The following is a 25558-nucleotide window of genomic DNA, read 5'->3' on the forward strand; positions in this document are numbered from 1 at the left end:
CAGGGCATCGCTGACAGCCCTCAGTCATTTAGAAAGCAACTTTATTGCTTCTGCATAAAAAAATTACTGGGGATCCCTCAGCCCCGTGGGAGAGGGTTAGGGTGAGGGCATCAGGCCGCAGAGCCTGATTGTCGGGTGGCGGCTTCGCCTTACCCGACCTACAAAACCTACTTCCGGTGAATGAATTCGACCGCTTTATCCGGGAAATCCGTAAACAATCCGTCCACATCCGCCTGGTTATACAGCACGTCGTAAAGCTGATCCACGTCCGTCGCATAATCCGGCAGCTGGTCTGCACGCACGGTATAAGGATGCACCTGCATCTTGCTCGCATGCGCCTCTTTCACCATCGCCGTCAGCTTCACGTGGCCCGGCGTTGAGCCTTCCGCCACCAGCATGTGGTAATCCGGCCCGATGCCGTCGGCGTACTGCGCAATCTGCTTCATCGCGCCCGGCTTAAACATCCAGTCGTAGCTGTAGTTCACCCACTTCCCGTCCGGCTGTTTTTCCTGAGTTTCATTCCAGTCGGTATAGGCAATCAGCTGCACCAGATTGAGATCCATCCTCATCTTCGGCTCCAGCTCAGTTTTGATGCGCTTCAGTTCCGCGGCATCGAAACATTGCAGGAAAACCTTATCCTGCTTGCTGGTGTAGCCGTACTTTTTCAGTACCTCCAGCGTCTTCGCGGCAATGTCTTTTCCTTCCTGATGGTGGAACCACGGCGCTTTGATTTCCGGGTAGATACCGATATTTTTGCCCGTCGAGTGGTTCAGCCCCTGAACAAACTCGATCTCCTCTTCGAAGGTGTGAATACGGAAGTCAGACTTGCCCATCGGGAAACGCCCCGGATAGACCTGCACCTTCTTACCGTTCTCAATCTCGAAGCCCTCGGTAAACTTCAGCGAGCGGATCTCCGCCAGCGTGAAGTCGATGGCGTAGTAGCGGCCATCTTTACGGGCACGATCCGGGAAACGCTCCGCCACGTCCGTCACGCGGTCAAGATAGTGATCATGCAGAACGACCAGCTGGTCGTCCTTCGTCATCACCAGATCCTGCTCCAGATAATCCGCGCCCTGGGCATAGGCCATCGCTTTTGCCGGCAGCGTATGCTCTGGCAGATAACCGCTGGCGCCACGGTGGGCGATCACGATTTTATCCGCCGCCAGCGCGGAGCCTGTCATCAGGCCCGCCAGCAGCAGGCCTGTCGCTAACTGAGTTAATTTCATCGCAATGCTCCTTACTGACGACGCGCCAGCACCTCGGCATGGTGACGTTTTTCACCAATCATCACGACGATCAACAGCAGAACCGCCAGCACGCTGCCGCCAATCATCACCATAAAGCCACCGTCCCAGCCGAAGAAGTCGACGGTGTAACCGACGATGGCGCTTGCCGCCACTGAACCGCCGAGGTAGCCAAACAGACCGGTAAAGCCTGCCGCCGTGCCAGCCGCTTTCTTCGGCGCCAGCTCCAGCGCGTGCAGGCCAATCAGCATAACCGGACCATAAATCAGGAAGCCGATGACAATCATACAGGCCATATCCACACCCGGATTACCCGGCGGGTTTAGCCAGTAAACGACCGTCGCGATGGTGACCAGCGTCATAAAGAACACGCCCGTCGCCCCACGGTTGCCCTTAAACACTTTGTCCGACATCCAGCCGCAGATCAGCGTGCCGGGAATGCCCGCGTATTCATACAGGAAATAGGCCCAGGAGGATTTATCCAGCGCGAAGTGCTTCACCTCTTTCAGGTAAGTCGGGGACCAGTCGAGGATGCCGTAGCGCAGCAGGTAGACAAACACGTTCGCCACCGCGATGTACCACAGCAGCTTGTTTGGCAGCACATACTTCATGAAGATCTGTTTCGCGGTCAGCTCTTCTTCGTGCTTCTCGCTATAATCATCCGGGTAGTCGTTTTTGTACTCTTCAATCGGCGGCAGGCCGCAGGACTGCGGCGTGTCGCGCATCAGGGCGAAGGCGATAATCGCCACCAGAATGGCGCCAAAGGCAGGCATATAGAGCGCCGCGTGCCAGTCGTTGAACCAGGCCATCCCCAGCAGGAACAGCAGCGGCGGAAGCCCGCCCCCGACGTTATGCGCGCAGTTCCAGACCGATACAATCCCACCGCGCTCTTTCTGTGACCACCAGTGCACCATGGTACGTCCGCATGGCGGCCACCCCATCCCCTGGAACCAGCCGCAGAGGAACAGCAGCACGAACATGATGGCAATGCTGGAGGTCGCCCACGGCACAAAGCCCATGAACAGCATCACCGCTGCCGCGAGGATCAGACCGGCGGGCAGGAACACGCGCGGATTCGAACGATCCGACACCGACCCCATAATAAACTTCGAAAAACCGTACGCGATGGAGATCCCCGACAGCGCAAATCCCAGATCGCCGCGGGAGAAGCCTTGTTCCACCAGGTACGGCATGGCGAGCGCAAAGTTTTTACGTACCAGATAGTACGCCGCATACCCGAAGAAGATCCCGAGGAAGATTTGCCAACGCAGACGGCGGTAGAGAGGATCAATCTCTGCCTCTGGCAGTCGCGCCCGGTGTGGCGCAGGTTTAAAGATACTGAGCATAACAGCCTCCGTGGCCTTTCAAAAAATGACCGGGCATCTCGCGCCCGGCTACAGAGGCGGCGATGTTAAGAAATCGCGGTGAATGTTACTGTGAATCAACGCACAGATTGTTACAGAAATATGACAGAATGCGCAAAAAAGCGCATGAAATCACGTTTCACTTTCGAATTTCGCGCGTTTATGTTCGAAATCAAACAAACCACACGATCAATGTGGCTAAATGCTAAAAAACGAACATAGAGGAAAGGCAATGACAATTCACGATCCACGCTTCAGCGATGTGATTATCATTGGCGGTGGCGCGACGGGTGCCGGCATCGCACGCGACTGCGCCCTGCGGGGATTGAGCGTCACGCTTCTGGAACGCCACGACATCGCCACCGGCGCAACGGGGCGTAACCACGGTCTGTTGCACAGCGGTGCCCGCTATGCGGTCACTGACGCTGAGTCCGCGCGCGAGTGTATTGCTGAAAACCAGATCCTCAGGCGCATCGCCCGCCACTGCGTTGAACCGACCAACGGCCTTTTTATCACCCTTCCCGAAGATGATTTCGGCTTTCAGCAAACCTTTATCACCGCCTGCACGGCGGCAGGCATTCAGGCCGAGGCGCTCGATCCTGCACAGGCGCGCCGTCTTGAACCCTCGGTAAACCCGGCGTTACTGGGCGCGGTAAAAGTGCCTGACGGAACCATTGATCCTTTCCGCCTGACCGCCGCCAATATGCTCGACGCGCGGGAACACGGCGCACAGATCCTGACCGGGCATCACGTCACCGGGCTTATTCGTGAAGGTAATACCGTGCGCGGGGTGCGCGTGTGTGATACGCAGTACAATGAACACCGCGAGCTGTATGCCACCGTCGTGGTCAACGCGGCAGGGATCTGGGGCCAGCGCATCGCGGAATACGCCGATTTATCCGTCCGCATGTTCCCGGCCAAAGGCTCGCTGCTGATCCTCGACCATCGCATCAATAACCATGTCATCAACCGCTGCCGTAAACCGTCTGACGCCGACATCCTCGTGCCGGGGGACACCATTTCGTTGATCGGCACGACCTCAATGCATGTGGACTACAGCGAAATTGATTACAACCGCGTTACCGCCGAAGAGGTGGATATTCTGCTGCGCGAAGGGGAAAAGCTGGCCCCGGTGATGGCGCAGACGCGTATTCTGCGTGCCTACGCGGGCGTGCGTCCCCTCGTCGCCAGCGACAACGATCCGAGCGGGCGTAACGTCAGCCGCGGAATTGTGCTGCTCGATCACGCCGAACGCGACGGCATGGACGGGTTTATCACCATTACCGGCGGCAAGCTGATGACCTACCGGCTGATGGCGGAGTGGGCCACCGATGCCGTCTGCCGTAAGCTCGGTAACACCGCGCCGTGCGTGACGGCGGAGCGGGCCCTGCCCGGCTCGCAGCAATCGACAGAAAAAACGCTGCACAAAATCATTTCACTTCCTGCCCCGCTTCGCGGTTCGGCGATTTACCGCCACGGCGACCGCACCCCGACCTGGCTTGGTGAAGGGCGACTCAGCCGCAGCCTGGTGTGCGAATGCGAAGCCGTGACCGCAGGCGAGGTGCAATATGCCGTGGAAAACCTGACGGTGAACAACCTGCTTGATTTACGCCGCCGCACGCGAGTCGGGATGGGCACCTGTCAGGGGGAGCTGTGCGCCTGCCGTGCCGCCGGGCTGCTACAACGTTTTCATGCCACCTCCTCAACCCAGTCGCTCGCCCAGCTCAGCGATTTTTTAAATGAGCGCTGGAAAGGCATTCAGCCCGTCGCCTGGGGCGATGCCCTGCGCGAAAGTGAGTTTACCCGCTGGGTCTATCAGGGACTTTGCGGTCTGGAGAAGGAGCACAACCATGAAATTTGATACCGTGATTGTGGGTGGAGGGCTGGCGGGCCTGCTGTGCGGTCTTAAACTGACGCAGCGGGGTCTGCGCTGCGCCATTGTCACTCGCGGTCAAAGTGCCCTGCACTTCTCCTCCGGCTCGCTGGATTTACTGGGCGCGCTATCGTTCGCCGATCTGCCGCCTGAACATCCCTACCGCCTGACGGGCGCAGAGAATATGGCCCGCTTTGCCTGCGAAACCGAACACCTGCTGACCGCCTGCGGCGCACGCATGCAGGGTGACGCCGAGCAAAATCATCAGCGCGTCACGCCGCTCGGCACTCTGCGCGCCGCCTGGCTTAGCCCGGAAGAGGTGCCTGTCGCCCCCATCGCTGCCGGGCACGTGCGGGTGGTGGGGATCAGCGGTTTCCTTGATTTCCAGCCGCATCTTGCCGCCGCGTCTCTCAGACAGCAAGGCATTCAGGTGGATACGGCGGAGATTGATCTCCCCGAGCTCGACGTGCTGCGCGAAAACCCCAGCGAGTTTCGTGCGGTGAACATTGCCCGCCTGCTGGATAATGAACGCTACTGGCCGCAGCTGTACGCGGCGCTTCAACCGCTCGGCGAGAGCTGCGACGCCCTGTTTATGCCCGCCTGTTTTGGCTTAACGGACAACCGGCTCTGGCGCTGGCTCTCGGCGCGCCTGCCCTGTACGCTCGGTTTACTGCCGACGCTCCCCCCTTCCGTGCCCGGCATTCGTCTGCATACCCAGCTTCAGCGTCAGTTTGTCGCCCAGGGTGGCGTCTGGATGGCAGGCGACGAGGTGAAAAAAATCACCCTGGCAGAGGGCGCGGTAAGCGAAATCTGGACCCGCAACCACGGCGACATCCCGCTTCGTGCACGCTATACGGTGCTGGCAAGCGGCAGCTTCTTCAGTAACGGTCTGCTGAGCAGCCGGGATGGCGTGCGTGAGGCAATTCTCGGGCTGGATGTCCGGCAAAGCGCTTCCCGCGCGGACTGGTATCAAAGCGATTTCTTCACCCCGCAGCCCTGGCAGCAGTTCGGCGTGATCGTCGACACCCAGCTGCGCCCGCAGCTGGGCGGGGAACCGGTTGAAAATCTTTACGCCATCGGCTCGGTTCTGGGCGGGTACGATCCCGTGGCACAGGGCTGCGGTGGCGGCGTCTGCGCCGTCACCGCGCTGCATGTCGCGGAGCAGATTATCCAGCGCAGGGAGGGAGCACAATGAACGACACCCGATTTGAAAGCTGTATCAAATGCACGGTCTGCACCACGGTTTGCCCGGTCAGCGGCGTCGATCCGCGCTATCCCGGCCCGAAACAGGCCGGCCCCGACGGGGAGCGTCTGCGCCTGAAGGACGGCGCGCTCTACGACGAGGCGCTGAAATACTGTATCAACTGTAAACGCTGCGAAGTTGCCTGCCCGTCGGACGTGAAAATAGGCGATATCATCCAGCGCGCCCGCGCCCGCTACAGTACGCAAAAACCGACGCTGCGCGACGCGATACTGAGCCACACCGATCTGATGGGCAGCCTCTCGACGCCTTTCGCGCCGGTCGTCAATGCCGCCACCGCCCTGAAGCCGGTGCGCAGGCTGCTGGATGCGACGCTCAAAATCGACCATCACCGCAGTCTGCCGAAATATTCTCACGGCACCTTCCGCCGCTGGTATAAATCCGTGGCGGCAGAACAGGCGCAGTTCGCTGAGCAGGTTGCCTTCTTCCACGGCTGCTACGTGAACTACAACCATCCGCAGCTGGGGAAAGACCTGCTGAAAGTGCTGAACGCCATGGGGACGGGCGTTCAGCTGCTGAGCAAAGAGAAGTGCTGCGGCGTTCCGCTGATTGCCAACGGTTTTACTGACAAAGCGCGCAGGCAGGCGAAAAGCAACGTCACCTCTTTGCGCGAGGCGATCGTCGACAACGGGATCCCGGTACTGGCGACGTCGTCAACCTGTACCTTCACGCTGCGCGATGAATATCCGCATCTGCTGGATGTGGATAACACCGGCTTGCGCGAGCACATTGAGCTGGCGACTCGCTTTCTCTGGCGCAAGCTTGACAGCGGGCAGACGTTACCGCTGGGCAAATTGCCGCTGAAGGTGGTGTATCACACGCCATGTCATATGGAGAAGATGGGCTGGTCGATCTATACGCTGGAGCTGCTGCGGCTGATCCCGGGGCTGGAGCTGACGGTGCTGGACTCACGCTGCTGCGGCATCGCTGGCACCTACGGATTCAAGCGTGAAAACTACCCAACGTCACAGGCCATTGGCGCGCCGCTGTTCCGGCAGATTGAAGAGAGCGGCGCAGATATCGTGGTGACGGACTGTGAAACCTGCAAGTGGCAGATCGAGATGTCCACCAGCAAACGCTGTGAACATCCCATTACCTTGCTGGCAAACGCACTGGCGTAACCGTTGCCGGGGACACTCCCCCGGCACATTCTCACTCTACAAACAGCGATTCCACGACGTTGATCCAGCCGTGCTCGCTGGCGACCTCTTTCCCGTTCAGCCAGCGGCGCAGCATGTTCAGCGCCATCATCGCGCACATCTCCTGACGCACGGCCAGGCTGTGGCGGGTAATACTCATCTTCACCCGCAGGGCGTGGGTCCCTTCCGGCGTTGCCAGGGCGAAGTTGAGATGCTCCTCATCCAGCCCGCCCACAAAAAGCGCCAGTCCGGCGAAATGCTTCACTCTGCGCTCGGATGCCCAGCGCGCCGTCTGCGCCAGCGTCTCCTGCTGGAACGGCACCACTTCACTGGCCAGCAGCGGCGCACCCGCCCGGGTAAGCTGAAGCGCCAGAAGCCCACCGGTAAACTGCTCGCTTAACGTCACGCTCAGCTGGCGGGACTGCAAATGCGCTGCGATCTGCGCCGGCAGCCCTTCCGTTCCTTCGAAAATCAGGCTTTCCCCGGCGACGCGCTGCACTTCCGGCCACAGTGCCAGCATAGCGGCTTTCTCTGACGCCGGTCCGGTCAGCTTTAGTTCAATAATCGGCATGGAGGAACGATAGCCCATCGACACGCCGGGAGGCAGTTGCAGGTGATCGAGGCTCTGGGCCAGGTCGCTTTCCGAGCGGCCAAAGGTGGTCAGACGCAGGCACAGCGGCGGTTCAGGCAGCGTGAAGCGCGCGCGCAGGCGCGGCAGGATCTGCTGCTCGACCATCACTTTAAATTCCGACGGCACGCCCGGAGTGAAGAACATCAGGCAGCGGTTCAACTGAACGGCAAACCCGCAGGCGGTGCCGACCGGGTTATCAATCAGTTCCGCGCTGGCGGGAATTTCAGCCTGCTTGCGGTTGCTGGGGGCCATCACGCGGCCACGCTCAGAGAAAAATCGCTCCATCTGTGCCAGCCACGCCTCGTGCAGGACCAGGCCTTCACCTCTGGCCGTGGCGGCGGCCAGCGCGCTGAGATCGTCGCTGGTGGGCCCAAGCCCGCCGTTCACAATCAGCACGTCGCAGCGTTCGCTGCGCTCGCGCAGAACGTTGACCAGCGACTCAAGATTGTCACCCACGGTGTTGCGGCGCGTTAACGGTAATCCTTGCTCAAAGAAGAGATCGGCGAGCCAGGCGGCATTGGTATCAATGATTTGCCCATGCAGCACTTCGTCGCCAGTGGATAACATTTCCACGTTTATCATTGTGTTCTCCCATTTCAATGGTCAAAACACTATAGCGCAATCGAAGACCGGGGGAAGAGAGAAACTGGCGCGACTGAACGCCGCGCCGAAAGGATTAGAAACCTGCGCTCACACCGATGTAGGGACCATCTGCCAGCGCGTTGTCGCGGTGGCCGTCTTTACCTGCCAGGTTCAGATAACGATAACCCGCTTCGATGGTGACAGGACGGATGATGGTCCAGCGTCCACCCACGTTGGCTTCCTCATAGCTATCGATACCGCTGGAGAGGGAATCCGGAGAGTAGTAGTACTCACCGAACAGGCCAAAGCTGTCGCCGATTTTCCATTGCAAACCGCCGCCCACTGCCGCCGCGTAACCTTCGTCACCGTCGTTCGGGTTGGTGTAAATCCCTTTACCGCCGACTGTCGCCAGGAAAGGACCCAAAGGTACGTTGAAGCCCAGCCCCAGGCTTGCCGCATCCCCATCGTCGTCGTTATGCGTCCAGCCGCCGGTCATCGCCAGGCCTGCGCTATCCGTGCCAAGACCAAAGCCCAGGTGGGTATAATCTTCGCCCGCCGAGCCGTTGAAGGAAATAGCGTTGGCTGCTGCCGATACAAACATCAGGCCTAAGCCCATTAATGCCACTTTTTTCATTGTCGTGATCCCGCACAATATATTCAGAGATGTCCAAAAACCGCGAGATTTTAACCTGACTGTCTGTGGGATCAATGCGCTCAGTGGACATCGGGCAATTAGTTTGTAACGATTTGATAATATCGGTATTTATATCATCAATAAAAAACGCATTTTTACGCACAGGCCGCCCAGATTTTCACTGGGCATCAGCTGAAGATGGCTGCGGTGCAGGCGGGCAATATCGTTGGCCAGCGCCAGGCCAATGCCGGACCCGGCGGCATCGCCCACGTTATCCAGCCGATGAAACGGCAGCATGGCCTGGGAGATCTGGTCTTCGGCAATACCCGGTCCGCTGTCCTCCACGCTCAGCTCAACGGCATCGTTATCCATGCGCAGGTACACCGTCACGATGCCCTGCTCCGGCGTGTATTTGATCGCATTCTCCAGCAGGTTAGCGCAGAGTTCGCCCAGCAAAACGTCATCCCCCTCAATCATTACCGGCTGCTGTACGCCGTCATAACCGAGATCGATACCCTTGCTGCGCGCCTGTGCCAGCCGCGAAAAGCAGCAGTTTTGCACCACCTGTACCAGATCGACAGGGGCAAACTGTCGCTCCCCCTGCTCTTTCCGCTTCACCGCCGAAAGCTGTAACAGCCTTTCCGTCAGCACGATGGTGTTATCCAGCGTAACGTTCATTGCCCGTAAGCTCTCCTGCCACAGCGCCGGATCGTTACGCGTCAGAGCAACGGATACCTGCGTTTTTAGCACCGCCAGCGGCGTTTTGAGCTGGTGTGAGGCATCGGCATTGAAGCGCTCCTGCCGCGAAAGTACGCCGCGCAACCGGTCGATGTAACGGTTAAACGCCACAATCAGCAGCCGCGTTTCCGACCAGGGCAGCAGCTCCGGCAGCGGGGCCAGCAGCCCGGGCTCACGGCGCACCATCAGCGAAGAGAGTTGCCGCATTGGGCGCAGCACGCGGCGCAGCAGCCAGGCGGTCAGGACCAGCGTCAGCAGCACCAGCAGCCCCTGCGACACGAGTGAGGAAAACAGCAGCTGTGTGGCCAGATAGCGCCGCGACTGCAACGTTTCTGCGACATAAATTTCCGCCATCCCGAACACATTATCTTCGTTAACCGGCTGGAGCAGCTTCGCCACGCGGATCGCCTGCCCGCGATACTCGGTATGATAAAACCACGCCAGCGCCGGATAGTGAGTGGTGCGCGACGTGGAGGGAGGCATATTTGGCAGATCGTCATAGCCGGAGATCGTCCGCCCGTCAGGGTCAACCACCTTGTAGTAGAGGCGATCGTTCATGTTCAGCTCAAAGCTGTCGAGCACGACCCAGGGCACGTTCACCAGCAGCTTGCCCTTGTGCACCACCAGCCGCTCAGACACGGTGCGCGCCGAGGATAACAGCGTACGGTCATAGGCCTGCGTCGCCGCCTGTAGCGCGCTAACGTAGCTGTTAAAGGCTGACAGCCCCCATAACAGCAGCAGCGGCAAACCCAGAAAGAGCAAAAGTTGCAGGTAAAGCGACTGCGGCTTAACCCACTTCATCGCCGCACTCCAGCACGTAGCCCAGTCCCCGGAGGGTGGTGATCCGCACGCCGCTGCCGGTCAGCTTCTTACGCAGGCGGTGAATATAGAGATCGATACTCTCGGGGCTGACGTCGTCGTTCAGGCTGAACACCTGGTCGAAGAGCTGTTGCCGGGAGACGGGACGGGTCCGGCGGTGCATCAGCACCTTCAGTAAAGAGAGCTCGCGCGGCGTGAGGGAAAGGGGTTCATCGCGCAGCAGAAAAAAGCCTTCATCATCGTACTCCAGCTCTCCCAGCCGCTGGCGCTCCTGAGTTCGTCCTTCACTGCGGCGCAGCAGCGCACGCAGGCGGGCATCAAGCTCCTCCAGCTCGAACGGCTTCGGCAGATAGTCATCCGCCCCGGCATTCAGCCCTTTCACCCTGTCTGCCACGTTGCTGCGGGCGGTGAGAAATAGCACCGGCAGCGTCTGCCCGCGCTTTCTCAGACGATGCACCACTTCCAGCCCGTCGAAGCCGGGCATGCCGATATCAAGGATCGCGACGGCATAGTTTTCCCCCTGCAAAAGGTGATCGGCCGCCCGTCCATCGTTGACGCAATCCACGGCAAATCCGCTTTGTACCAGCGCTTTCTCCAGCCAGTGAGCCAGCTCACGATTATCTTCCGCGAGTAAGAGACGCATATCACATCCTGTAAAGTTGGTGTCGCAGTGAAAGGGAAATGAAAGGTTATTGTTTTAACAATCACGCAACGGAACCGCTACAAGGTGGTTCACATAATCAGAAAAAAGACACCCGTACCCGTACTCCCGGTTCTCCGGCGTGAGGATAAACGATGAAAAAACAATTACTTTCTACCCTTGCTGCAAGCGTATTGCTGTTGAGTGCCTCTGTCGTCCAGGCGCAGGACACCCCGTCCCGCACCGAGTGTATCGCACCGGCCAAACCCGGCGGCGGCTTTGACCTGACCTGTAAGCTGATTCAGGTCAGCCTGCTGGAGACGAAGGCCATTGAGAAACCGATGCGCGTCACCTACATGCCCGGCGGCGTGGGCGCGGTAGCCTATAACGCCATCGTCGCCCAGCGCCCTGCTGAACCCGGCACCGTGGTGGCCTTCTCCGGCGGCTCGCTGCTGAACCTGTCGCAGGGGAAATTTGGTCGTTATGACGTGAATGACGTGCGCTGGCTCGCCACCGTGGGCACCGATTACGGCATGATCGCCGTTCGCGCCGACTCCCCGTGGAAATCCCTGAAAGATCTGCTGACCGCCATGGAAAAAGATCCGAACAGCGTGGTAATTGGCGCAGGCGCCTCTATCGGCAGCCAGGACTGGATGAAAGCCGCGCTGCTGGCGCAACAGGCCAAAGTGGATCCGCACAAAATGCGTTACGTGGCCTTTGAAGGCGGCGGTGAGCCGGTGACGGCGCTGATGGGCAATCACGTGCAGGCAGTATCGGGTGATCTCAGCGAAATGGTGCCCTACCTGAGTGGGGATAAGATCCGCGTGCTGGCGGTCTTCTCAGAAAACCGTCTGCCGGGCCAGCTGGCAGACGTCCCAACCGCCAAAGAGCAGGGTTATAACCTGGTCTGGCCGATCATCCGTGGCTTCTTCGTCGGGCCAAAAGTGACCGACGCCGAGTACCAGTGGTGGGTGGATACCTTCGCAAAACTTCAGCAAACCGAGGAGTTCAAAAAACAGCGCGACCTGCGCGGGCTGTTTGAGTTCAACCTGAACGGCAAGCAGCTGGACGAGTACGTGAAAAAACAGGTGAATGACTATCGCGAACAGGCGAAAGCCTTTGGTCTGGCGAAATAACCGGAGGCGCTATGAGCGATCGCATTTTTGCCGGGATATGGCTGCTGCTCTGCATTGGCGGCCTGTTCGTCGCCTGGCAGATCCACAGCGAATACAGCTATGAACCCGTGGGGCCACGCCCCTTTCCCGTAGGCATTGTTGGCCTGATGCTGCTCTGTTCGGTGGCCCTGCTGCTGCGCCATCCGGACACCGTGGAGTGGCCGCCACGCCGCACGCTGCAACGTCTGCTGGTAATGGTGATTGTTCTGCTGATGTACGCGTGGGGCTTTGAGTGGCTCGGCTTCCCGATCGCCACCGCCCTGCTGACGATGGTGATTGGCATACTGTTTAACGCCTCGCTGCCTGCGGCGGGGATCTCCGGGGTCGTACTGGGCATTTTACTCTGGTACGCCTTCGACCGCCTGCTGGACGTGACCCTGCCGCTCGGCGCATGGTTTAACTAACGGAGCACGCTATGGATACCTGGATCTATCTCTCTCAGGGGTTCGCGGTAGCGATGACCCCGGAAAACCTGGTGATCGCCCTGATCGGCTGTTTCGTCGGGACGATCGTTGGCCTGCTGCCGGGCCTTGGGCCTATCAACGGCGTGGCGATTTTACTGCCGCTGGCCTTTGCGCTGCACCTGCCTGCGGAATCGGCGTTGATCCTGCTGGCGACGGTTTATATCGGCTGCGAATACGGGGGGCGTATTTCCTCGATACTGCTTAACGTGCCCGGCGATGCCGCTGCCATTATGACCGCGCTGGATGGTTATCCGATGGCGCAGCAGGGACGCGGCGGCGTGGCGCTCTCTATTTCCGCCGTCAGCTCGTTCTTTGGCTCCCTGATCGCCATTGGCGGCATCATCCTCTTCGCCCCGGCGCTGGCCCAGTGGTCGCTGGCATTTGGTCCGGCCGAGTATTTTGCCCTGATGGTATTCGCCATCGCCTGTCTCGGCAGCATGATGGCGCAGAATCCGCTGAAGTCGTTTTTGTCTGCGTTGATTGGCCTCAGTCTGGCCACCGTCGGCGTGGATGCCAACACCGGGGTTTATCGCTTTACCTTCGACAGCGTCCACCTGTCTGACGGCGTGCAGTTTATCGTCGTGGTGATTGGTCTGTTCTCTGTCTCAGAAATCTTACTGATGCTGGAACATACCAGCAGCGGGCAGACGCTGGTGCGTAAAACCGGACGTATGCTCTTTAATGCCAAAGAGGGGGCGCAGTGTGTGGGTGCCACCCTGCGTTCGGCAGTGATCGGTTTCTTCGTCGGCATTCTGCCAGGCGCGGGGGCGACTATCGCCAGCGCCATTACCTACATGACCGAGAAAAAGCTGAGCGGTAACAGCGACAGCTTCGGCAAAGGCGATATCCGCGGCGTGGCGGCGCCGGAGGCGGCGAATAACGCCTCGGCCTGCGGCTCGTTTATCCCGATGCTGACCCTCGGCGTGCCGGGTTCCGGCACCACGGCGGTGATGATGGGCGCGCTGACGCTCTATAACATCACCCCGGGTCCGGCGATGTTTACCGAGCAGCCCGATATCGTCTGGGGCTTGATTGCGGCGCTGCTGATCGCCAACGTGATGCTGCTGGTGATGAACATCCCGCTGATCGGGCTGTTCACCCGCATGCTGACCATTCCCCTGTGGTTCCTGGTCCCGGCCATCGCCGCCGTCTCTGCGGTTGGGGTGTACGCGGTGCACAGCACCACCTTCGACCTGGTGTTAATGGTGCTGCTCGGCGTGCTGGGCTACATTCTGCGCAAGATGCACTTCCCGATGTCGCCGCTGATTTTAGGGTTTGTATTGGGGGAAATGCTGGAGCAGAACCTGCGCCGCGCCCTCTCCATCAGCAACGGCAACATGGGGATCCTGTGGGAGAGCAGCGTGACGAAGATCCTGCTGGCGATGGCGATCATGGTGATTGTCGTGCCGCCGGTGCTGCGCTGGATGCGTCGACGCCAGCAGAAACCGCAGCCGGATATCGGCTGATTAGCCCCTCAACAGGGCATTGACCCACTGCCTTAACGCCTGGCGGGAGATCTTTATCCCGCCATTTTTCAGTTCTGACGGCAGCGCCAGCCAGTGTACCGGCTGCTCAAAGCGCGCCAGCCTGCCCTGAACCCACTCCGGCAACAGCGTGATATCCGTACCCGGCTCACATTCCACTACCGCCACCGGGCGTTGCCCGTATTCGGCGTCATCCAGCGGGACGATAAACACCTGGCTTACCTGCGGATGTGTGACGATAACGCGCTCCAGCGCTTCCGGCTGGATCCCTTCTCCGCCGCTGAAAAAGAGATTGTCCATTCGGCCCAGAATGGTCAGGCGTCCGTCATGCCACTCGCCGCGATCGCGGGTGGCGAACCAGCCCTGCTCGTTGACCAGCGGCAGTAAGGCGCCGTCTCGCCAGTAGCCCGCCGCCATGCTTTCCGCCCGGATCCAGACTTCACCGTTCACCACCTGAAGGTCTCTGCCCGGCAGCGCGCTGCCCACGTCCGGCGCGCCGTCGGCCTCTTTGGCGCAGACGGTGGAGGCGAACTCGGTCAGACCGTAGCCGCAGAACGTGCGGATCCCCTGCTTGCGCGCCTGTTCGGTCAGCTCAACGGGGATTTCCGCCCCGCCGAGCAGCACGGCTTTCAGCGCAACGGGATGGTGTGAATTGAGCAGCCGCCACAGCTGCGTCGGCACCAGCGAGGCGTGGGTACAGCCCTGCAGGGCCTGCTCCAGCGGCTGTTTTTCACGCACGGTGAGACGGCCTCCGCCCTGCAACCAGCGCCACAAAATCCCCTGACCGGAGACGTGAAACAGCGGCAAGGACAGCAGCCAGTCGTCATCACCGCCATAAGGCATCAGCGACAACACGCCTTTTGCGCTGGCAAGGTGGGCGGCACAGGTGTGCACCGCCGCTTTCGGCAAGCCGGTGGAGCCGGAGGTGAGCGTCATTGAGGCCAGCCGTTCTGCCCGCCACGTCACCCCGCCCTGCTCCTCGCCCTCTCTTAATGCCAGCCCAGGCAGACCGTCATACTCACCGTTAAGCACCAGCGCAAAGCGCAGGGTCATCTGCGGCAGGAGGACGTCCAGCAGCGGACGGGGAAGCTGAGGGTTCACCGGCAAAATGCGGGCGCCGCACTGAAGCAGCGCCAGCCAGGCCAGCAGGGTCTGCGGATGGTTGTGGGCGAGCAGCATGACGCCGTCACCGTCCCTGACACCCTGAGACTGAAAACCGGCTGCCAGACGATCGATACGCTCGCCCAGCTGTGACCAGTTGAGCGTTATATCGTCTAAACGCAGCGCGGGTGTATCGGCACTCCTGGAGCGCCAGTGCCGCCACGGCCAGTCTGTAAAAGTCATTGCAGCGGCTCCAGCGTCCCGACATCGAGGCACGGCAAGGTGCTGTCCGGCCAATGGCGAATCAGCTGGGCCTGCATCAGGTTTAGCGTATCAAGACCGGGAACGGTGTCCGGCGTTAACCATGCAGCGATGCGCGCCAGCTGCGTCAGCCCGAGGCTGGATTCGATGGATGAACTGATCACCGCCGTCAGCCCTGCGGCATGGGCCGCCGCAACCTGCTCGCGCACCTTGTCGAGGCTGCCGGTCAGCGTTGGTTTAATGACCACGGCCCCGACGCCCGGCTCGGCGACAAACGTAAAACCGGCTTCGCGCAGGCTCTCATCCCAGGCAATGGCAATGCCGGTTTCCCGGGCGAAGGCGCGAGAGTCGTCGCGCGTTTTGCACGGCTCTTCGAGAAACGCGATGCGGTTGCGGTACGCCGGGTTGACGTACTTCGCAAACTGCTGCGCCCTGAGCGGCGTCCAGGCGCGGTTGGCGTCCAGGCGCAGGTGCAGATCGGGAATGGCTTCCAGTAACAGGTTAACCACCATTCCGTCGCGCACCGCTTCGTACAGGCCGACCTTAATTTTCGCCACCTTCTCGCCAGGCATCCCGGAGAGCAGCGCGAAAATTTCATCCGGATCGCCGGAACAGAGCGGCGCGGCGCGATAATTCGCCGCATCCGGCAAACAGCCGTCCAGCTCTGCCAGCGCGCAGCTGATGCCGAACGCGACAGAAGGAACGTCCGGCAGCGACGGATCTGCCCCCTCACGCCATTCGTGCGTCCAGGCCATCAGCGCCGCCTGCGCCTCATCCAGCGTTTCCAGGCTAAAGCCCGGAAGCGGGGCGATTTCGCCCCACCCTTCCCGCTCGCCCTGCCGGAGATGCACGAAAAAGCCATCACGGGTTTTTAACCGCCTTTCACGCAGTACCACGCCCGCGTCCATCGGTATCTGCCAGCGGTAAACCTGCGCGCGACGCATTACGGGTTCCGTTTGTATTTGCTGAAGTCTGGCTGGCGTTTTTCGTTGAACGCGTTGCGCCCTTCCTGACCCTCTTCGGTCATATAGAACAGCATGGTGGCGTTACCCGCCAGCTCCTGAAGTCCCGCCTGACCGTCACAGTCGGCGTTGAGGGCCGCTTTCAGGCAGCGCAGCGCCATTGGGCTGTTTTGCAGCATTTCGCGACACCAGCGCACGGTCTCTTTTTCCAGATCGGCGATCGGCACCACGGTGTTAACCAACCCCATGTCCAGCGCTTCCTGGGCGTTGTACTGACGGCACAGGAACCAGATTTCGCGGGCTTTTTTCTGGCCGACGATGCGCGCCATGTAGGATGCCCCCCAGCCGCCGTCGAAGGAGCCAACTTTCGGGCCAGTCTGACCGAAAATGGCATTTTCCGCCGCGATAGTCAGGTCACACATCATGTGCAGCACGTGACCGCCGCCGATGGAATAACCTGCCACCATCGCAACCACCGGTTTTGGACAGGTGCGGATCTGGCGCTGGAAATCCAGCACGTTCAGGTGGTGCGTGCCGGCATCATCCTGGTATCCGCCGTAGTCGCCGCGGACTTTCTGATCGCCGCCCGAGCAAAAGGCTTTCTCCCCTTCCCCGGTGAGGACGATGACGCCGATGTTGTCGTCGTAGCGGGCATCCGCCAGCGCCTGGATCATCTCTTTTACGGTCAGCGGACGAAACGCGTTGCGTACCTGTGGACGATTGATGGTGATTTTGGCGATACCATCGGTGGATTTGTGGTAGCGAATGTCGGTGTAGCCTTCGGAGCAGTCCTGCCATTCAACCGGCGCGTAAAGCATGTTTTCATCAGGATAGATCATAGCGTGTCCTTTGTTCGATAACGTAGTATCTGAGCCAGACTCGCGGCAACCGCTTCCGGGTTGTCCCGGTGGGCGTTGTGTCCGGCATGAGGGATAGCATGACGCATGGCGTTAAGTTCAGCAGCGATGGCTGCAAACTTCCCGTCACGTTCGCCATAGAGATAGTCGAAAGAAAAATCACGCGCGGTGAGCGCGGGACGTAAATCAGGCTGAACGGCAAGCGAGGTGGCTTCCAGCATCTCAGCCAGCCTCGGGCCGTTGTTCCGGCTACGCAGCGCGATCAGCGTGTTGCGCTGTTCATCCGTAAGGGAGGTAAAGACCGGCTGTTGATACCAGTCGGCAAAGACGGCTTCAAGCGGCTCACTGCGAAAACGTGACGCCCAGCGGCGGTCCGAGGTCAGCCGCGCCTGGCGCGCCTCGACGTCTTGCAGCCCAGGGTGTCCACCTTCCACAATCACCCCGTCTAACCCCGCAGGATGCTGGCAGGCATGGAACATCGCAATGCGGCCACCGAGTGAGTACCCTACCAGCCAGTAATTTAGTATGTTGTAACTAATTAAGGTATACGTGAGCAATTCACTTACCTCTGCAAACCCCGTCACGCCCGTATCCGCTGAACCACCGTGCCCGGGCAGGTCAAGGTAGAGCCTGGGGTAGTCATGCAGCGACGCCCCAACGGTCTGCCACTCACGACAGTCGCCGGAAAAACCGTGCAGGAAAACCAGCCAGGGGTAGCCTGGTTTTCCGGGCTGAGTGACGCCAGCGAGGATCACAGGTGACTCACCTGCGCCAGCAGATGTTGCAGCTTCTGCGCGCCGTCAGAATCGTTTACCACCAGCTCAATCAGCGTCGCGCCAGGCTGCCGCCAGGCGGTGTTCAGCGCCGTCTCCAGCGCGTCCCAGTTTTCCGGGCGATGGTACTTCAGGCTGAACATGGCGGCGGCGTGTTCGAACTGCACGTTTTGCGGCATCAGATAGAAGCGCTCACGTTCGCTTTGCGGCGTCGGCAGCAGGGAGAAAATCTGTCCGCCGTTATTGTTAACAACAATCAGCACGAACGGAGCCGACGCCTGACGCAGGAGCGCCAGCGCGTTGAGATCGTAGAGGGCTGAGAGATCCCCCACAATCGCCAGCGTGGATTTTGCGCTGGCCCGCTGTACGCCAGCGGCGGTGGAGATCAGCCCGTCAATGCCGCTCGCGCCCCGGTTGCTGTATACCGGATAACCCGCGGGCAGCTGCGAAAAGGCGTCAATCAGGCGCACCACCAGGCTGTTACCGACAAAAAGTTGCCCCTGCTCGGGAAGATATTTGCGGATACGGTGCGCCAGCCCGGCTTCACTGAACTCCTCGCACTGCGCTTTGGTGAGTTCCCACGCCTGACGCGACAGCGCCGGGATCTCCACCGCCCAGGGTTTGCGTTTTTCCGCCGGATGCAATTCCAGCCAGCTGTCAATATCGCTCACCAGGCGGCGACCGCGATGGTGCGCCGGGTCAAGGCGTCCTTCGAGCGGATCCACCAGCCAGTACTCTTCTGGCGTACAGGTGGCCTGCCACTGGAGCAGTCGCTTGCCCGTCAGGCTCGAGCCCAGCTGGACGACAATTTGCGCCTGCGCCAGCTCGGTGACCGCTTTCGCGTTCCCCAGCCAGAGGTCAGCGCAGGGCAGCGGCTGGCCCGTCTGGGAAAGCACATCACCAATCAGCGGCCAGCCAAGCGTTTGTGCCCACTCCGCCGCCAGCTTGCCTTCTGCCGCACTCATCCGCCCGGCAATCACCACCCCGCGCTTCTGGCGCCAGAAGAACCAGTCGCGCTGCTTAGCGCTTTCCAGATGCGTCTGCTCACGCAGCCAGGGCTTTTCGCTCTCCCACCATTCTCCCAGGTGCTGTTGCCAGGCTAGGCCGGTCTCGTTCATTTCGCCGTACAGCGGTTCGGCAAACGGGCAGTTAATGTGCAGCCCGCCGCTGCGCAGTGCGTTCATGGCATGGTCGAGAGTTGAGACCAGCCAGCTGGCGGGAATATCCTGGGTGGGGCGCGGCAACGAGACCGTCTGTGAAGGATGCGAGGCAAAAATGCCAGGCTGACGAATCGCCTGGTTCGCGCCGCAGTCAATAAGTTCCGGGGGACGATCGGCGGTGAGTAAAATCAGCTTTTCGCCGGTTAACCCCGCTTCAATCAGCGCCGGATAGAGGTTTGCTACCGCCGTGCCGGAAGTCACTATCACCGCCACGGGCGCGTTGCTGACTTTCGCCAGCCCGAGCGCCAGGTGGCCGAGACCACGCTCGTCAAAATGGGTGTGATGAATAAAAGCCCTGTTTTCCGCCGCAGCAAGGGTGAGCGGCGTGGAGCGAGAGCCCGGAGCAATACACACATGCCTGACACCATGGCGGGTCAGGGCTTCAAGGATCACCGTCGCCCAGCGTCGGTTAAAAGAACTTACTGACATGAGATTGTCCAGTATCAAGAATGCGACACAGTATAAATAATAGAAAAAGTCAGAATTTTGATATGAATCGGGATTGCACGAATCAGTATTAATCCCTCAGGAGGAGGGAACGCAGCCCGGCGGCCTTATTTTCGATCTCCTGCCACTCCTGCTCTGGATCGGAGCCGCTGACGATGCCCGCCCCCGCATAAAGACGCAGCGCGGCGTCATGAACGCGGGCGGAGCGTAATGCCACGCAGAACTCGCTTTGATCGCGCGATAAATAGCCCGCCGATCCGGCGTACCACTCCCGGTCAAACGGCTCCACTTTCGCAATAAATTCTCGCGCTGCCTGACGCGGCAGCCCGGCCACCGCCGCCGTCGGTTGCAGAATATGCAGACACTGCTCGTCATCAGATTGTTTGAGTTCGGTCCAGATACAGCGGCGTAAATGCTGCACCTTGCGCAGACGCAGCACCTGCGCTGGGAGGATCTCCAGCGTCCGGGTATGGTGCTGAAGACGCTGGCAGATATCTTCCACCACCAGCATATTTTCCCGCTGATTTTTGTCGTCGTTCATCAGCCAGTCGCCCAGACGCTGGGCCTGCTTATCGTCAGAATGGCTGGCGACGGTGCCTGCCAGCGCTTCAGTGCGCAGCAGCATGCCGCGTCGCCGCCAAAGTCGCTCGGGCGTCGAGCCGAGGAACGCGTTGCTGGCGTCAAAGACCATACAAAAATGATAGCAGTTGAGGTTTAGCGCGCGGCTGGCGGTCATTAGCGCGATGGCGTTCACGGGCTGCTGGCACTGCACGTCTGTAGCACGTGCGAGCACCACTTTCTCAAAATCGCCGCGAGCAAGGGTATCCGTCGCCTGACGAATCAACGCCAGCCATTCCGGTTTTTCCGGATGATGGGTTTCCTGCACAATCTGCACGGACAACGGGCGGATCGGCGCGGCGTCGCGCAGGTTATCAATAAACTTCAGTGCGTCACCGGCATCGTCACACAGCGACGTTTCGCTCCACAGTTGCAGGCGCAGCGTGGCGACCCCGCCAGACCGTCGCCAGAGAAGGCGCGGTAAAAACAGCTTTCCCTGTGCCGGGTTGAAGGCGTTCAGGCCGCAGATACGGGTATCATTGGCTACGTCATGGGTGTGCAAAAACCGGGAGGCCGAGGCCAGAGAGTCAAAATGGGCGAGGCTTCCGAGCGCGGCAAGTTCTTCATCACCGCTCCGCTGTTGCCAGTAAAACTGGGGATAGCATCGCTGCACACCCAGCCAGGCCAGCGGATCGAAGGCGTCGTTTAACGGGAAAGAGACATCGAAATGGCGTAAACCGGGTGTAGCGGGTAACGCTTGCGCAAGCTGAGTGCGCAGGCGTTCCAGCGCGATGGAAATCGAATGCACGCGAACCTCTCCCTGTTAAAACCTTACATTATACGGGGTACTGATGATAAATAGCAGTACCCACGTGTAGGGAGGGGTTTACCGGCTTAACGACGGGCTAACAGCAGGCCCAGCACCAGCCCTACGGCCGCACCGACCCCAATGCCCTGCCACGGCTTTTCGTGCACATAATCGTCGGCACGATAAACCGCCTGTTTGGCGCGGTAGTAGTAATTGTCGGATGCGTTGCTGACGCGGTTTTTCACGTCATGCAGCGCCTGCTCGGCGCGGGCTTTGAGCTCAATGTACTTCTGATCGGCAGGATCGCCTGAAGAGCGCAGTACTTCTTCCAGCGTTTCGCTTAACAGCGTTAGATCGTCGTCTGCTCGGGTATCCCAGGATTGAAATGACATATTTTTCTCCATGTTAGTACACCAGTCCGATAACTATAGACAACGTCTCGCTATTGCGCCTGTTTCGCTTCGCGCGCCATACCAATATGTGGGATGCCATCTTCATCGTAAATGTCCGTGACTGGGGTAAAACCAAAATGGCCATAGAATGATTGCAAATGCGCCTGCGCGCCCAGGTATAACGCCTTGTCTGGCCACCGTTTCAGGCATGCGTCCAGCGTTTTTTCCATCAGCTGATAGCCCAGCTTTTCACCGCGCGCGCTTCCGCTGATAATGACGCGGCCAATGACGACAGGGTCAAAATCCTCTTCGCTTTTCAGAATCCTCGCATACGCCACCAGCTCGTTATCGCGCCAGCCGAGGATGTGCCGGTTCTCGCCGACCAGGTCATCGCCGTCGATATCCTGATACGGGCAGGTTTGTTCAACCACAAAAACTTCGCAGCGCAGTTTGAGCAGGGCGTAGAGTGACTGAATAGTCAGTTCGCTGTGGTGTAGATCTTGCCACTGGATCATGTGTTTCTCCTTCCTGGGGTTCATCACGTTATACTAAACCCCTTCCCATTCGGCAAAGGGCTGATTGCGTTATGGAACTGATTTTTCTGGGTACGTCCGCGGGCGTGCCAACCCGCTCACGCAACGTGACGGCGATTCTGCTGGATCTTAAGCATCCTACCCGCGGCGGGCTGTGGCTGTTTGACTGCGGCGAAGGTACGCAGCATCAGTTGCTGCATACCTCATACCACCCGGGGAAAGTGGATAAAATATTTATCACCCATCTGCACGGCGACCATCTGTTTGGCCTGCCGGGCCTGCTGTGTAGCCGTTCGATGGCCGGTAACGCTAACCCGCTGACCATTTATGGCCCTGCGGGTATTCAGGCATTCGTTGAGACCACGCTGCGCCTGAGCGGCTCGTGGACCGATTATCCGCTGGAGGTGGTTGAGATCGGCGAAGGTCTGGTGTTCGACGACGGAGATTACCAGGTGCGCGCTTACCCGCTTAACCATCCGGTGGAATGCTACGGTTATCGCGTTGAGGAGCATGACAAGCCCGGCGCGCTGAACGCCGCCGCGTTGCAGGCCGATGGGGTGAAACCTGGCCCGCTGTTCCAGCGTCTGAAGCACGGCGAGACCGTCACGCTGGAAGACGGGCGCGTTATCAACGGTCAGGATTACCTTGCGCCGCCGCAGCCGGGCAAAAAACTGGCTATTTTTGGGGATACCGCCCCCTGCCCTTCGGCGCTCCGGCTTGCCGGGGGTGTGGATGTGATGGTGCATGAGGCAACGCTGGAAGCGGCGATGGAAGAAAAAGCCAACAGCCGGGGGCACAGCTCAACGCGTCAGGCCGCGCAGCTGGCGCGCGAGGCTGGCGTCCGGAAACTGATTGTCACTCACGTCAGCTCACGCTATGACGTCCGCGGCTGTGAAAGCCTGCTGGCAGAGTGTCGGGAGGTGTTCCCGGCATGCGAGCTGGCGGAAGATTTTGCTCAGGTCAGCGTTTAGTCCTTCATTTTTCCCTCAGGGTGCCGATAACGATTAAAAGGCAAGCATTTCTCTTGAGGGTAGAATGGATAATTTCCAGAAAGATATTGATGACAGGGCGAACCTGACCCAGTCCAACCGTTTTGAACTGTTGCTGTTCCGTCTTGGCACCTCTCTGAACGAAAATAAATCCGAGCTGTTCGGCATCAACGTGTTCAAACTGCGCGAAATTGTGCCGATGCCGACCTTCACCAAACCAGCGGGAATGAAGTCTCCGCTGATGGGAATGGTAAATATTCGCGACCAGGTGATCCCGGTGATCGATCTGGCCGCCGTCGCCGGCTGCAAGCCAGCCACCGGGCTAAACATTTTGCTGATCACCGAATATGCCCGCAGCGTGCAGGCGTTTGCCGTGGAATCGGTGGAGAACATCATGCGTCTCGACTGGAAGCAGGTGCACGCCGCGGAAACCGCCGTCAGCGGTCGCTACATCACCAGCATTGCCTGTCTGGACGATAAGACCGATACCAACGATCTGGCAATGGTGCTCGACGTGGAGCAGATCCTTTATGACATCACCCCGGCGAACCACGATCTGCACGCCACCCATCTGGAAACCACCAAATTCAACATCAAGCCTGGCTCTGTCGCGATTGTTGCTGAAGACTCGAAAGTAGCGCGCTCAATGCTGGAGAAGGGATTGCAGGCAATGGAGATCCCGGCTCAGCTGCATATCACCGGCAAAGACGCATGGGAGAAAATCACTCAGCTGGCCGCGCAGGCTCAGGCTGAGGGCGTCCCCGTTACCGATAAGATTGCCCTGGTATTAACCGATCTCGAAATGCCGGAGATGGACGGCTTTACGCTGACGCGCAAAATCAAAACTGACCCGGTACTGAAAGATATTCCGGTGGTGATCCACTCGTCTCTTTCCGGCAACGCGAACGAAGATCATATACGCAAAGTGAAGGCTGACGGCTATGTGGCGAAGTTTGAGCTGAATGAGCTGTCGTCGGTGATTGAAGAGGTGCTGGACCGCTCGATGAAGAAGATTGACGGGCCGCTTATAAGCAGGAAGCAGTTAGCTTAGTCGGGTGGCGCTTCGCTTACCCGACCTACAAGACCTGTAGGCCCTGCAAGCGTAGCGCCGTTGGGCAATAAAAAACCCGCCGAGGCGGGTTTTTTGCTTTTACATCAGCGGCATCGCGCGCTGCACAATCTCAATCAGCGGCTGCGGATAGATACCGAAGATTAGCACCAGAAGCGCGGAGATCAGCACCACGATCCCCCCGGCGCTGTACTGCCAGTTGGACGGCGCATCACGGTTGAGCTGCTGAGGCGCACTCAGGTACAGGCTCACAGCCACACGCAGGTAGTAGTAAAGACCAATCGCGGAGCCGATAACGACACCGGCAGTCAGCCACCACAGACCCGCCTGCACACCGACGGCCAGCACGTAGAACTTACCGATAAAGCCCAGCGTCATCGGGATACCCGCCAGAGAGAGCATCATCACGGTCATTACCGCAGACAGAATCGGACGGTGCCAGAACAGACCACGGTAGGAGAACAGGGAATCTGCATCCGGCCCACGGTACGGGCTGGACATCAGGCTCACCACGCCGAACGCGCCGAGGCTGCTGAACAGGTAACCGGCCAGATACACACCCACGGTTTCCATCGACATCTCACCGCTTTGCAGCGCAATCAGCGCCACCAGCAGGTAGCCCAGATGGGAGATTGAGGAGTAGCCCAGCAGACGCTTAATGTTGGTCTGGCTCAGCGCCATCAGGTTACCGAAGATGATGGAGACGAACGCGATAATGCCCAGCACCACGCGAACCGCTTCGCTGTCACCCACCGGGGCGTACAGGAACAGACGCATGACCACGCCAAAGATAGCGATTTTACTCGCCGTCGCCAGGAAGGTAGAGACCGGCGCTGGCGCACCCTGATAAACGTCTGGCGTCCACAGGTGGAACGGCACCAGAGAGAGTTTAAAGCCAAGGCCTACAATCATCATGCCCAGACCCGCCAGCAGCAGCGGCTCATGCATCATGCCGTCGCCGAGGCTCTTGCCGAGCGCCAGGAAGGAGAGGTTACCCGTCAGTGCATACAGCAGCGCGATACCGAACAGCAGGAACGACGACGCAGCAGCGGACAAGATGGTGTACTTGATAGCCGCTTCCAGTGAGCGTTTCTGGCGGAAGGCGTAACCAATCAGGCCGAACAGCGGCAGTGAGATCAGCTCAATACCGAGGAACAGCGCGGCCATGTGGTTCGCGTTCGCCAGCAGAATGCCGCCCAGTGCGGCAATCAGTACCAGCAGGTAAAACTCTTCTTTGTTGTCGTTGTACCCTTCGAGCCACGGGTACGCAAAGGTACAGGTTGCCAGGCTCGCCAGCAGCACCAGACCGGTGTAGAGCATGGCGTAGCCGTCAACGCGCATCAGCGGCGTGACGTCCATTGCGCCCGCCTGGCCAACAAACCAGAGGGAGACTAACGCAGCGTTCAGACCCAGAACGGACAGGGTCGCATTCAGGAAGTGATTGCGTCGCCACGCAATGGAGAGCATCACAACCACCACCGTCAATCCGACGATCAGCAGCGGTAGCAGCGCGATCAGTTGTTGTGGAGTTATTGTCATG

The 25558-nt window shown here is 59.6% G+C and carries 23 protein-coding genes; 8 read left to right on the forward strand and 15 right to left on the reverse strand.

Annotated features, from left to right (window positions below):
* Positions 1-167 precede the first annotated feature (167 nt).
* Together glpQ and glpT are read right to left on the reverse strand one after the other, a co-directional pair.
* A complete protein-coding gene (gene glpQ, locus ACOTZP_RS14335) occupies positions 168-1226 on the reverse strand; it encodes a glycerophosphodiester phosphodiesterase (RefSeq protein WP_271075025.1) in 1059 nt (352 codons plus the stop codon).
* 11 nt (positions 1227-1237) lie between these two features.
* On the reverse strand, positions 1238-2590 hold the full coding sequence (gene glpT, locus ACOTZP_RS14340) for a glycerol-3-phosphate transporter (protein ID WP_039274182.1): 1353 nt from the start codon (positions 2588-2590) through the stop codon (positions 1238-1240).
* Positions 2591-2840: 250 nt separating this feature from the next.
* Between glpT and glpA the strand changes: the two genes are divergently transcribed.
* The 3 genes from glpA to glpC are packed head-to-tail and all read left to right on the forward strand — an operon-like array spanning position 2841 to position 6863.
* On the forward strand, positions 2841-4469 hold the full coding sequence (gene glpA / locus ACOTZP_RS14345) for an anaerobic glycerol-3-phosphate dehydrogenase subunit A (protein WP_150312179.1): 1629 nt from the start codon (positions 2841-2843) through the stop codon (positions 4467-4469).
* Positions 4459-5676, forward strand: a complete 1218-nt coding sequence (glpB, locus tag ACOTZP_RS14350) for a glycerol-3-phosphate dehydrogenase subunit GlpB (RefSeq protein WP_023300613.1) — start codon at positions 4459-4461, stop codon at positions 5674-5676. The genes glpA and glpB overlap by 11 nt, the downstream gene beginning before the upstream one ends.
* Positions 5673-6863, forward strand: a complete 1191-nt coding sequence (gene glpC / locus ACOTZP_RS14355) for an anaerobic glycerol-3-phosphate dehydrogenase subunit GlpC (protein ID WP_023306631.1) — start codon at positions 5673-5675, stop codon at positions 6861-6863. The genes glpB and glpC overlap by 4 nt, the downstream gene beginning before the upstream one ends.
* Positions 6864-6894: 31 nt before the next feature.
* Here the strand turns inward: glpC and ACOTZP_RS14360 are convergent, their stop codons facing one another.
* The 4 genes from ACOTZP_RS14360 to tctD form a co-directional block, all read right to left on the reverse strand.
* Positions 6895-8094 (reverse strand): nicotinamide mononucleotide deamidase-related protein YfaY, encoded by a 1200-nt coding sequence (locus ACOTZP_RS14360; RefSeq protein WP_032623880.1) that lies wholly within the window; start codon positions 8092-8094, stop codon positions 6895-6897.
* 94 nt (positions 8095-8188) lie between these two features.
* Complete coding sequence (locus ACOTZP_RS14365; RefSeq protein WP_022648809.1) at positions 8189-8728, reverse strand: YfaZ family outer membrane protein; 540 nt, start codon at positions 8726-8728, stop codon at positions 8189-8191.
* A gap of 129 nt (positions 8729-8857) precedes the next feature.
* Positions 8858-10267, reverse strand: a complete 1410-nt coding sequence (locus ACOTZP_RS14370; protein ID WP_023306632.1) for a sensor histidine kinase — start codon at positions 10265-10267, stop codon at positions 8858-8860.
* Positions 10254-10928: a transcriptional regulator TctD gene (gene tctD, locus ACOTZP_RS14375; protein WP_046619087.1), complete on the reverse strand. Its 675-nt coding sequence runs from the start codon at positions 10926-10928 to the stop codon at positions 10254-10256. The genes ACOTZP_RS14370 and tctD overlap by 14 nt, the downstream gene beginning before the upstream one ends.
* Positions 10929-11080: 152 nt before the next feature.
* Here tctD and ACOTZP_RS14380 point away from each other — a divergent pair, with 152 nt between their 5' ends.
* Genes ACOTZP_RS14380 through ACOTZP_RS14390 form a run of 3 tightly spaced genes read left to right on the forward strand, consistent with a single transcriptional unit; the run spans position 11081 to position 14030 of the window.
* The gene (locus ACOTZP_RS14380) at positions 11081-12061 is read left to right on the forward strand and encodes a Bug family tripartite tricarboxylate transporter substrate binding protein (protein WP_038416442.1); all 981 of its coding nucleotides are present in this window, start codon (positions 11081-11083) and stop codon (positions 12059-12061) included.
* A gap of 11 nt (positions 12062-12072) precedes the next feature.
* A complete protein-coding gene (locus tag ACOTZP_RS14385) occupies positions 12073-12504 on the forward strand; it encodes a tripartite tricarboxylate transporter TctB family protein (RefSeq protein ID WP_022648813.1) in 432 nt (143 codons plus the stop codon).
* Positions 12505-12515: 11 nt separating this feature from the next.
* Entirely contained in the window at positions 12516-14030 is a 1515-nt protein-coding gene (locus ACOTZP_RS14390) for a tripartite tricarboxylate transporter permease (RefSeq protein WP_063150339.1), read from the forward strand.
* On the opposite strand, the gene menE is transcribed toward ACOTZP_RS14390, so the two are convergent.
* The 8 genes from menE to ACOTZP_RS14430 all read right to left on the reverse strand — a co-directional run bounded on the left by menE (position 14031) and on the right by ACOTZP_RS14430 (position 21942).
* Positions 14031-15392, reverse strand: a complete 1362-nt coding sequence (menE, locus tag ACOTZP_RS14395) for an o-succinylbenzoate--CoA ligase (RefSeq protein WP_063163618.1) — start codon at positions 15390-15392, stop codon at positions 14031-14033.
* A complete protein-coding gene (gene menC / locus ACOTZP_RS14400; RefSeq protein WP_271075024.1) occupies positions 15389-16354 on the reverse strand; it encodes an o-succinylbenzoate synthase in 966 nt (321 codons plus the stop codon). Before menC ends, menE begins: the two co-directional genes overlap by 4 nt.
* On the reverse strand, positions 16354-17211 hold the full coding sequence (gene menB / locus ACOTZP_RS14405; RefSeq protein WP_014832749.1) for a 1,4-dihydroxy-2-naphthoyl-CoA synthase: 858 nt from the start codon (positions 17209-17211) through the stop codon (positions 16354-16356). Before menB ends, menC begins: the two co-directional genes overlap by 1 nt.
* A complete protein-coding gene (menH, locus tag ACOTZP_RS14410) occupies positions 17208-17984 on the reverse strand; it encodes a 2-succinyl-6-hydroxy-2,4-cyclohexadiene-1-carboxylate synthase (RefSeq protein WP_155025454.1) in 777 nt (258 codons plus the stop codon). Before menH ends, menB begins: the two co-directional genes overlap by 4 nt.
* The gene (gene menD, locus ACOTZP_RS14415) at positions 17981-19651 is read right to left on the reverse strand and encodes a 2-succinyl-5-enolpyruvyl-6-hydroxy-3-cyclohexene-1-carboxylic-acid synthase (RefSeq protein ID WP_171936325.1); all 1671 of its coding nucleotides are present in this window, start codon (positions 19649-19651) and stop codon (positions 17981-17983) included. The genes menH and menD overlap by 4 nt, the downstream gene beginning before the upstream one ends.
* An 88-nt stretch (positions 19652-19739) precedes the next feature.
* Positions 19740-21035: an isochorismate synthase MenF gene (menF, locus tag ACOTZP_RS14420; RefSeq protein WP_271075023.1), complete on the reverse strand. Its 1296-nt coding sequence runs from the start codon at positions 21033-21035 to the stop codon at positions 19740-19742.
* An 86-nt stretch (positions 21036-21121) separates the two neighbouring features.
* Complete coding sequence (gene elaB / locus ACOTZP_RS14425; RefSeq protein ID WP_022648821.1) at positions 21122-21427, reverse strand: stress response protein ElaB; 306 nt, start codon at positions 21425-21427, stop codon at positions 21122-21124.
* A gap of 50 nt (positions 21428-21477) precedes the next feature.
* Positions 21478-21942, reverse strand: a complete 465-nt coding sequence (locus ACOTZP_RS14430; RefSeq protein ID WP_023300622.1) for a GNAT family N-acetyltransferase — start codon at positions 21940-21942, stop codon at positions 21478-21480.
* Positions 21943-22013: 71 nt separating this feature from the next.
* Here ACOTZP_RS14430 and rbn point away from each other — a divergent pair, with 71 nt between their 5' ends.
* Both rbn and ACOTZP_RS14440 read left to right on the forward strand, forming a co-directional pair.
* The gene (gene rbn / locus ACOTZP_RS14435; RefSeq protein ID WP_022648823.1) at positions 22014-22931 is read left to right on the forward strand and encodes a ribonuclease BN; all 918 of its coding nucleotides are present in this window, start codon (positions 22014-22016) and stop codon (positions 22929-22931) included.
* A 64-nt stretch (positions 22932-22995) separates the two neighbouring features.
* Positions 22996-24000 carry a chemotaxis protein gene (locus ACOTZP_RS14440; RefSeq protein WP_023306639.1) on the forward strand — a complete coding sequence of 335 codons (1005 nt, stop codon included), beginning with the start codon at positions 22996-22998 and terminating at the stop codon, positions 23998-24000.
* Between the two features lie 99 nt (positions 24001-24099).
* Here the strand turns inward: ACOTZP_RS14440 and nuoN are convergent, their stop codons facing one another.
* The gene (nuoN, locus tag ACOTZP_RS14445; RefSeq protein ID WP_271075022.1) at positions 24100-25557 is read right to left on the reverse strand and encodes an NADH-quinone oxidoreductase subunit NuoN; all 1458 of its coding nucleotides are present in this window, start codon (positions 25555-25557) and stop codon (positions 24100-24102) included.
* Position 25558 lies beyond the last annotated feature (1 nt).

It is taken from the genome of Enterobacter cloacae complex sp. SYL001 (assembly GCF_049237025.1).
Lineage (GTDB): Bacteria > Pseudomonadota > Gammaproteobacteria > Enterobacterales > Enterobacteriaceae > Enterobacter > Enterobacter intestinihominis.

Coding starts and splice junctions, on each gene's coding strand:
- glpQ (WP_271075025.1), bottom strand. CDS start 1,226: ATGAAATTAACTCAGTTAGCGACAGGCCTGCTGCTGGCGGGCCTGATG.
- glpT (WP_039274182.1), bottom strand. CDS start 2,590: ATGCTCAGTATCTTTAAACCTGCGCCACACCGGGCGCGACTGCCAGAG.
- glpA (WP_150312179.1), top strand. CDS start 2,841: ATGACAATTCACGATCCACGCTTCAGCGATGTGATTATCATTGGCGGT.
- glpB (WP_023300613.1), top strand. CDS start 4,459: ATGAAATTTGATACCGTGATTGTGGGTGGAGGGCTGGCGGGCCTGCTG.
- glpC (WP_023306631.1), top strand. CDS start 5,673: ATGAACGACACCCGATTTGAAAGCTGTATCAAATGCACGGTCTGCACC.
- ACOTZP_RS14360 (WP_032623880.1), bottom strand. CDS start 8,094: ATGATAAACGTGGAAATGTTATCCACTGGCGACGAAGTGCTGCATGGG.
- ACOTZP_RS14365 (WP_022648809.1), bottom strand. CDS start 8,728: ATGAAAAAAGTGGCATTAATGGGCTTAGGCCTGATGTTTGTATCGGCA.
- ACOTZP_RS14370 (WP_023306632.1), bottom strand. CDS start 10,267: ATGAAGTGGGTTAAGCCGCAGTCGCTTTACCTGCAACTTTTGCTCTTT.
- tctD (WP_046619087.1), bottom strand. CDS start 10,928: ATGCGTCTCTTACTCGCGGAAGATAATCGTGAGCTGGCTCACTGGCTG.
- ACOTZP_RS14380 (WP_038416442.1), top strand. CDS start 11,081: ATGAAAAAACAATTACTTTCTACCCTTGCTGCAAGCGTATTGCTGTTG.
- ACOTZP_RS14385 (WP_022648813.1), top strand. CDS start 12,073: ATGAGCGATCGCATTTTTGCCGGGATATGGCTGCTGCTCTGCATTGGC.
- ACOTZP_RS14390 (WP_063150339.1), top strand. CDS start 12,516: ATGGATACCTGGATCTATCTCTCTCAGGGGTTCGCGGTAGCGATGACC.
- menE (WP_063163618.1), bottom strand. CDS start 15,392: ATGACTTTTACAGACTGGCCGTGGCGGCACTGGCGCTCCAGGAGTGCC.
- menC (WP_271075024.1), bottom strand. CDS start 16,354: ATGCGTCGCGCGCAGGTTTACCGCTGGCAGATACCGATGGACGCGGGC.
- menB (WP_014832749.1), bottom strand. CDS start 17,211: ATGATCTATCCTGATGAAAACATGCTTTACGCGCCGGTTGAATGGCAG.
- menD (WP_171936325.1), bottom strand. CDS start 19,651: ATGTCAGTAAGTTCTTTTAACCGACGCTGGGCGACGGTGATCCTTGAA.
- elaB (WP_022648821.1), bottom strand. CDS start 21,427: ATGTCATTTCAATCCTGGGATACCCGAGCAGACGACGATCTAACGCTG.
- ACOTZP_RS14430 (WP_023300622.1), bottom strand. CDS start 21,942: ATGATCCAGTGGCAAGATCTACACCACAGCGAACTGACTATTCAGTCA.
- rbn (WP_022648823.1), top strand. CDS start 22,014: ATGGAACTGATTTTTCTGGGTACGTCCGCGGGCGTGCCAACCCGCTCA.
- ACOTZP_RS14440 (WP_023306639.1), top strand. CDS start 22,996: ATGGATAATTTCCAGAAAGATATTGATGACAGGGCGAACCTGACCCAG.
- nuoN (WP_271075022.1), bottom strand. CDS start 25,557: ATGACAATAACTCCACAACAACTGATCGCGCTGCTACCGCTGCTGATC.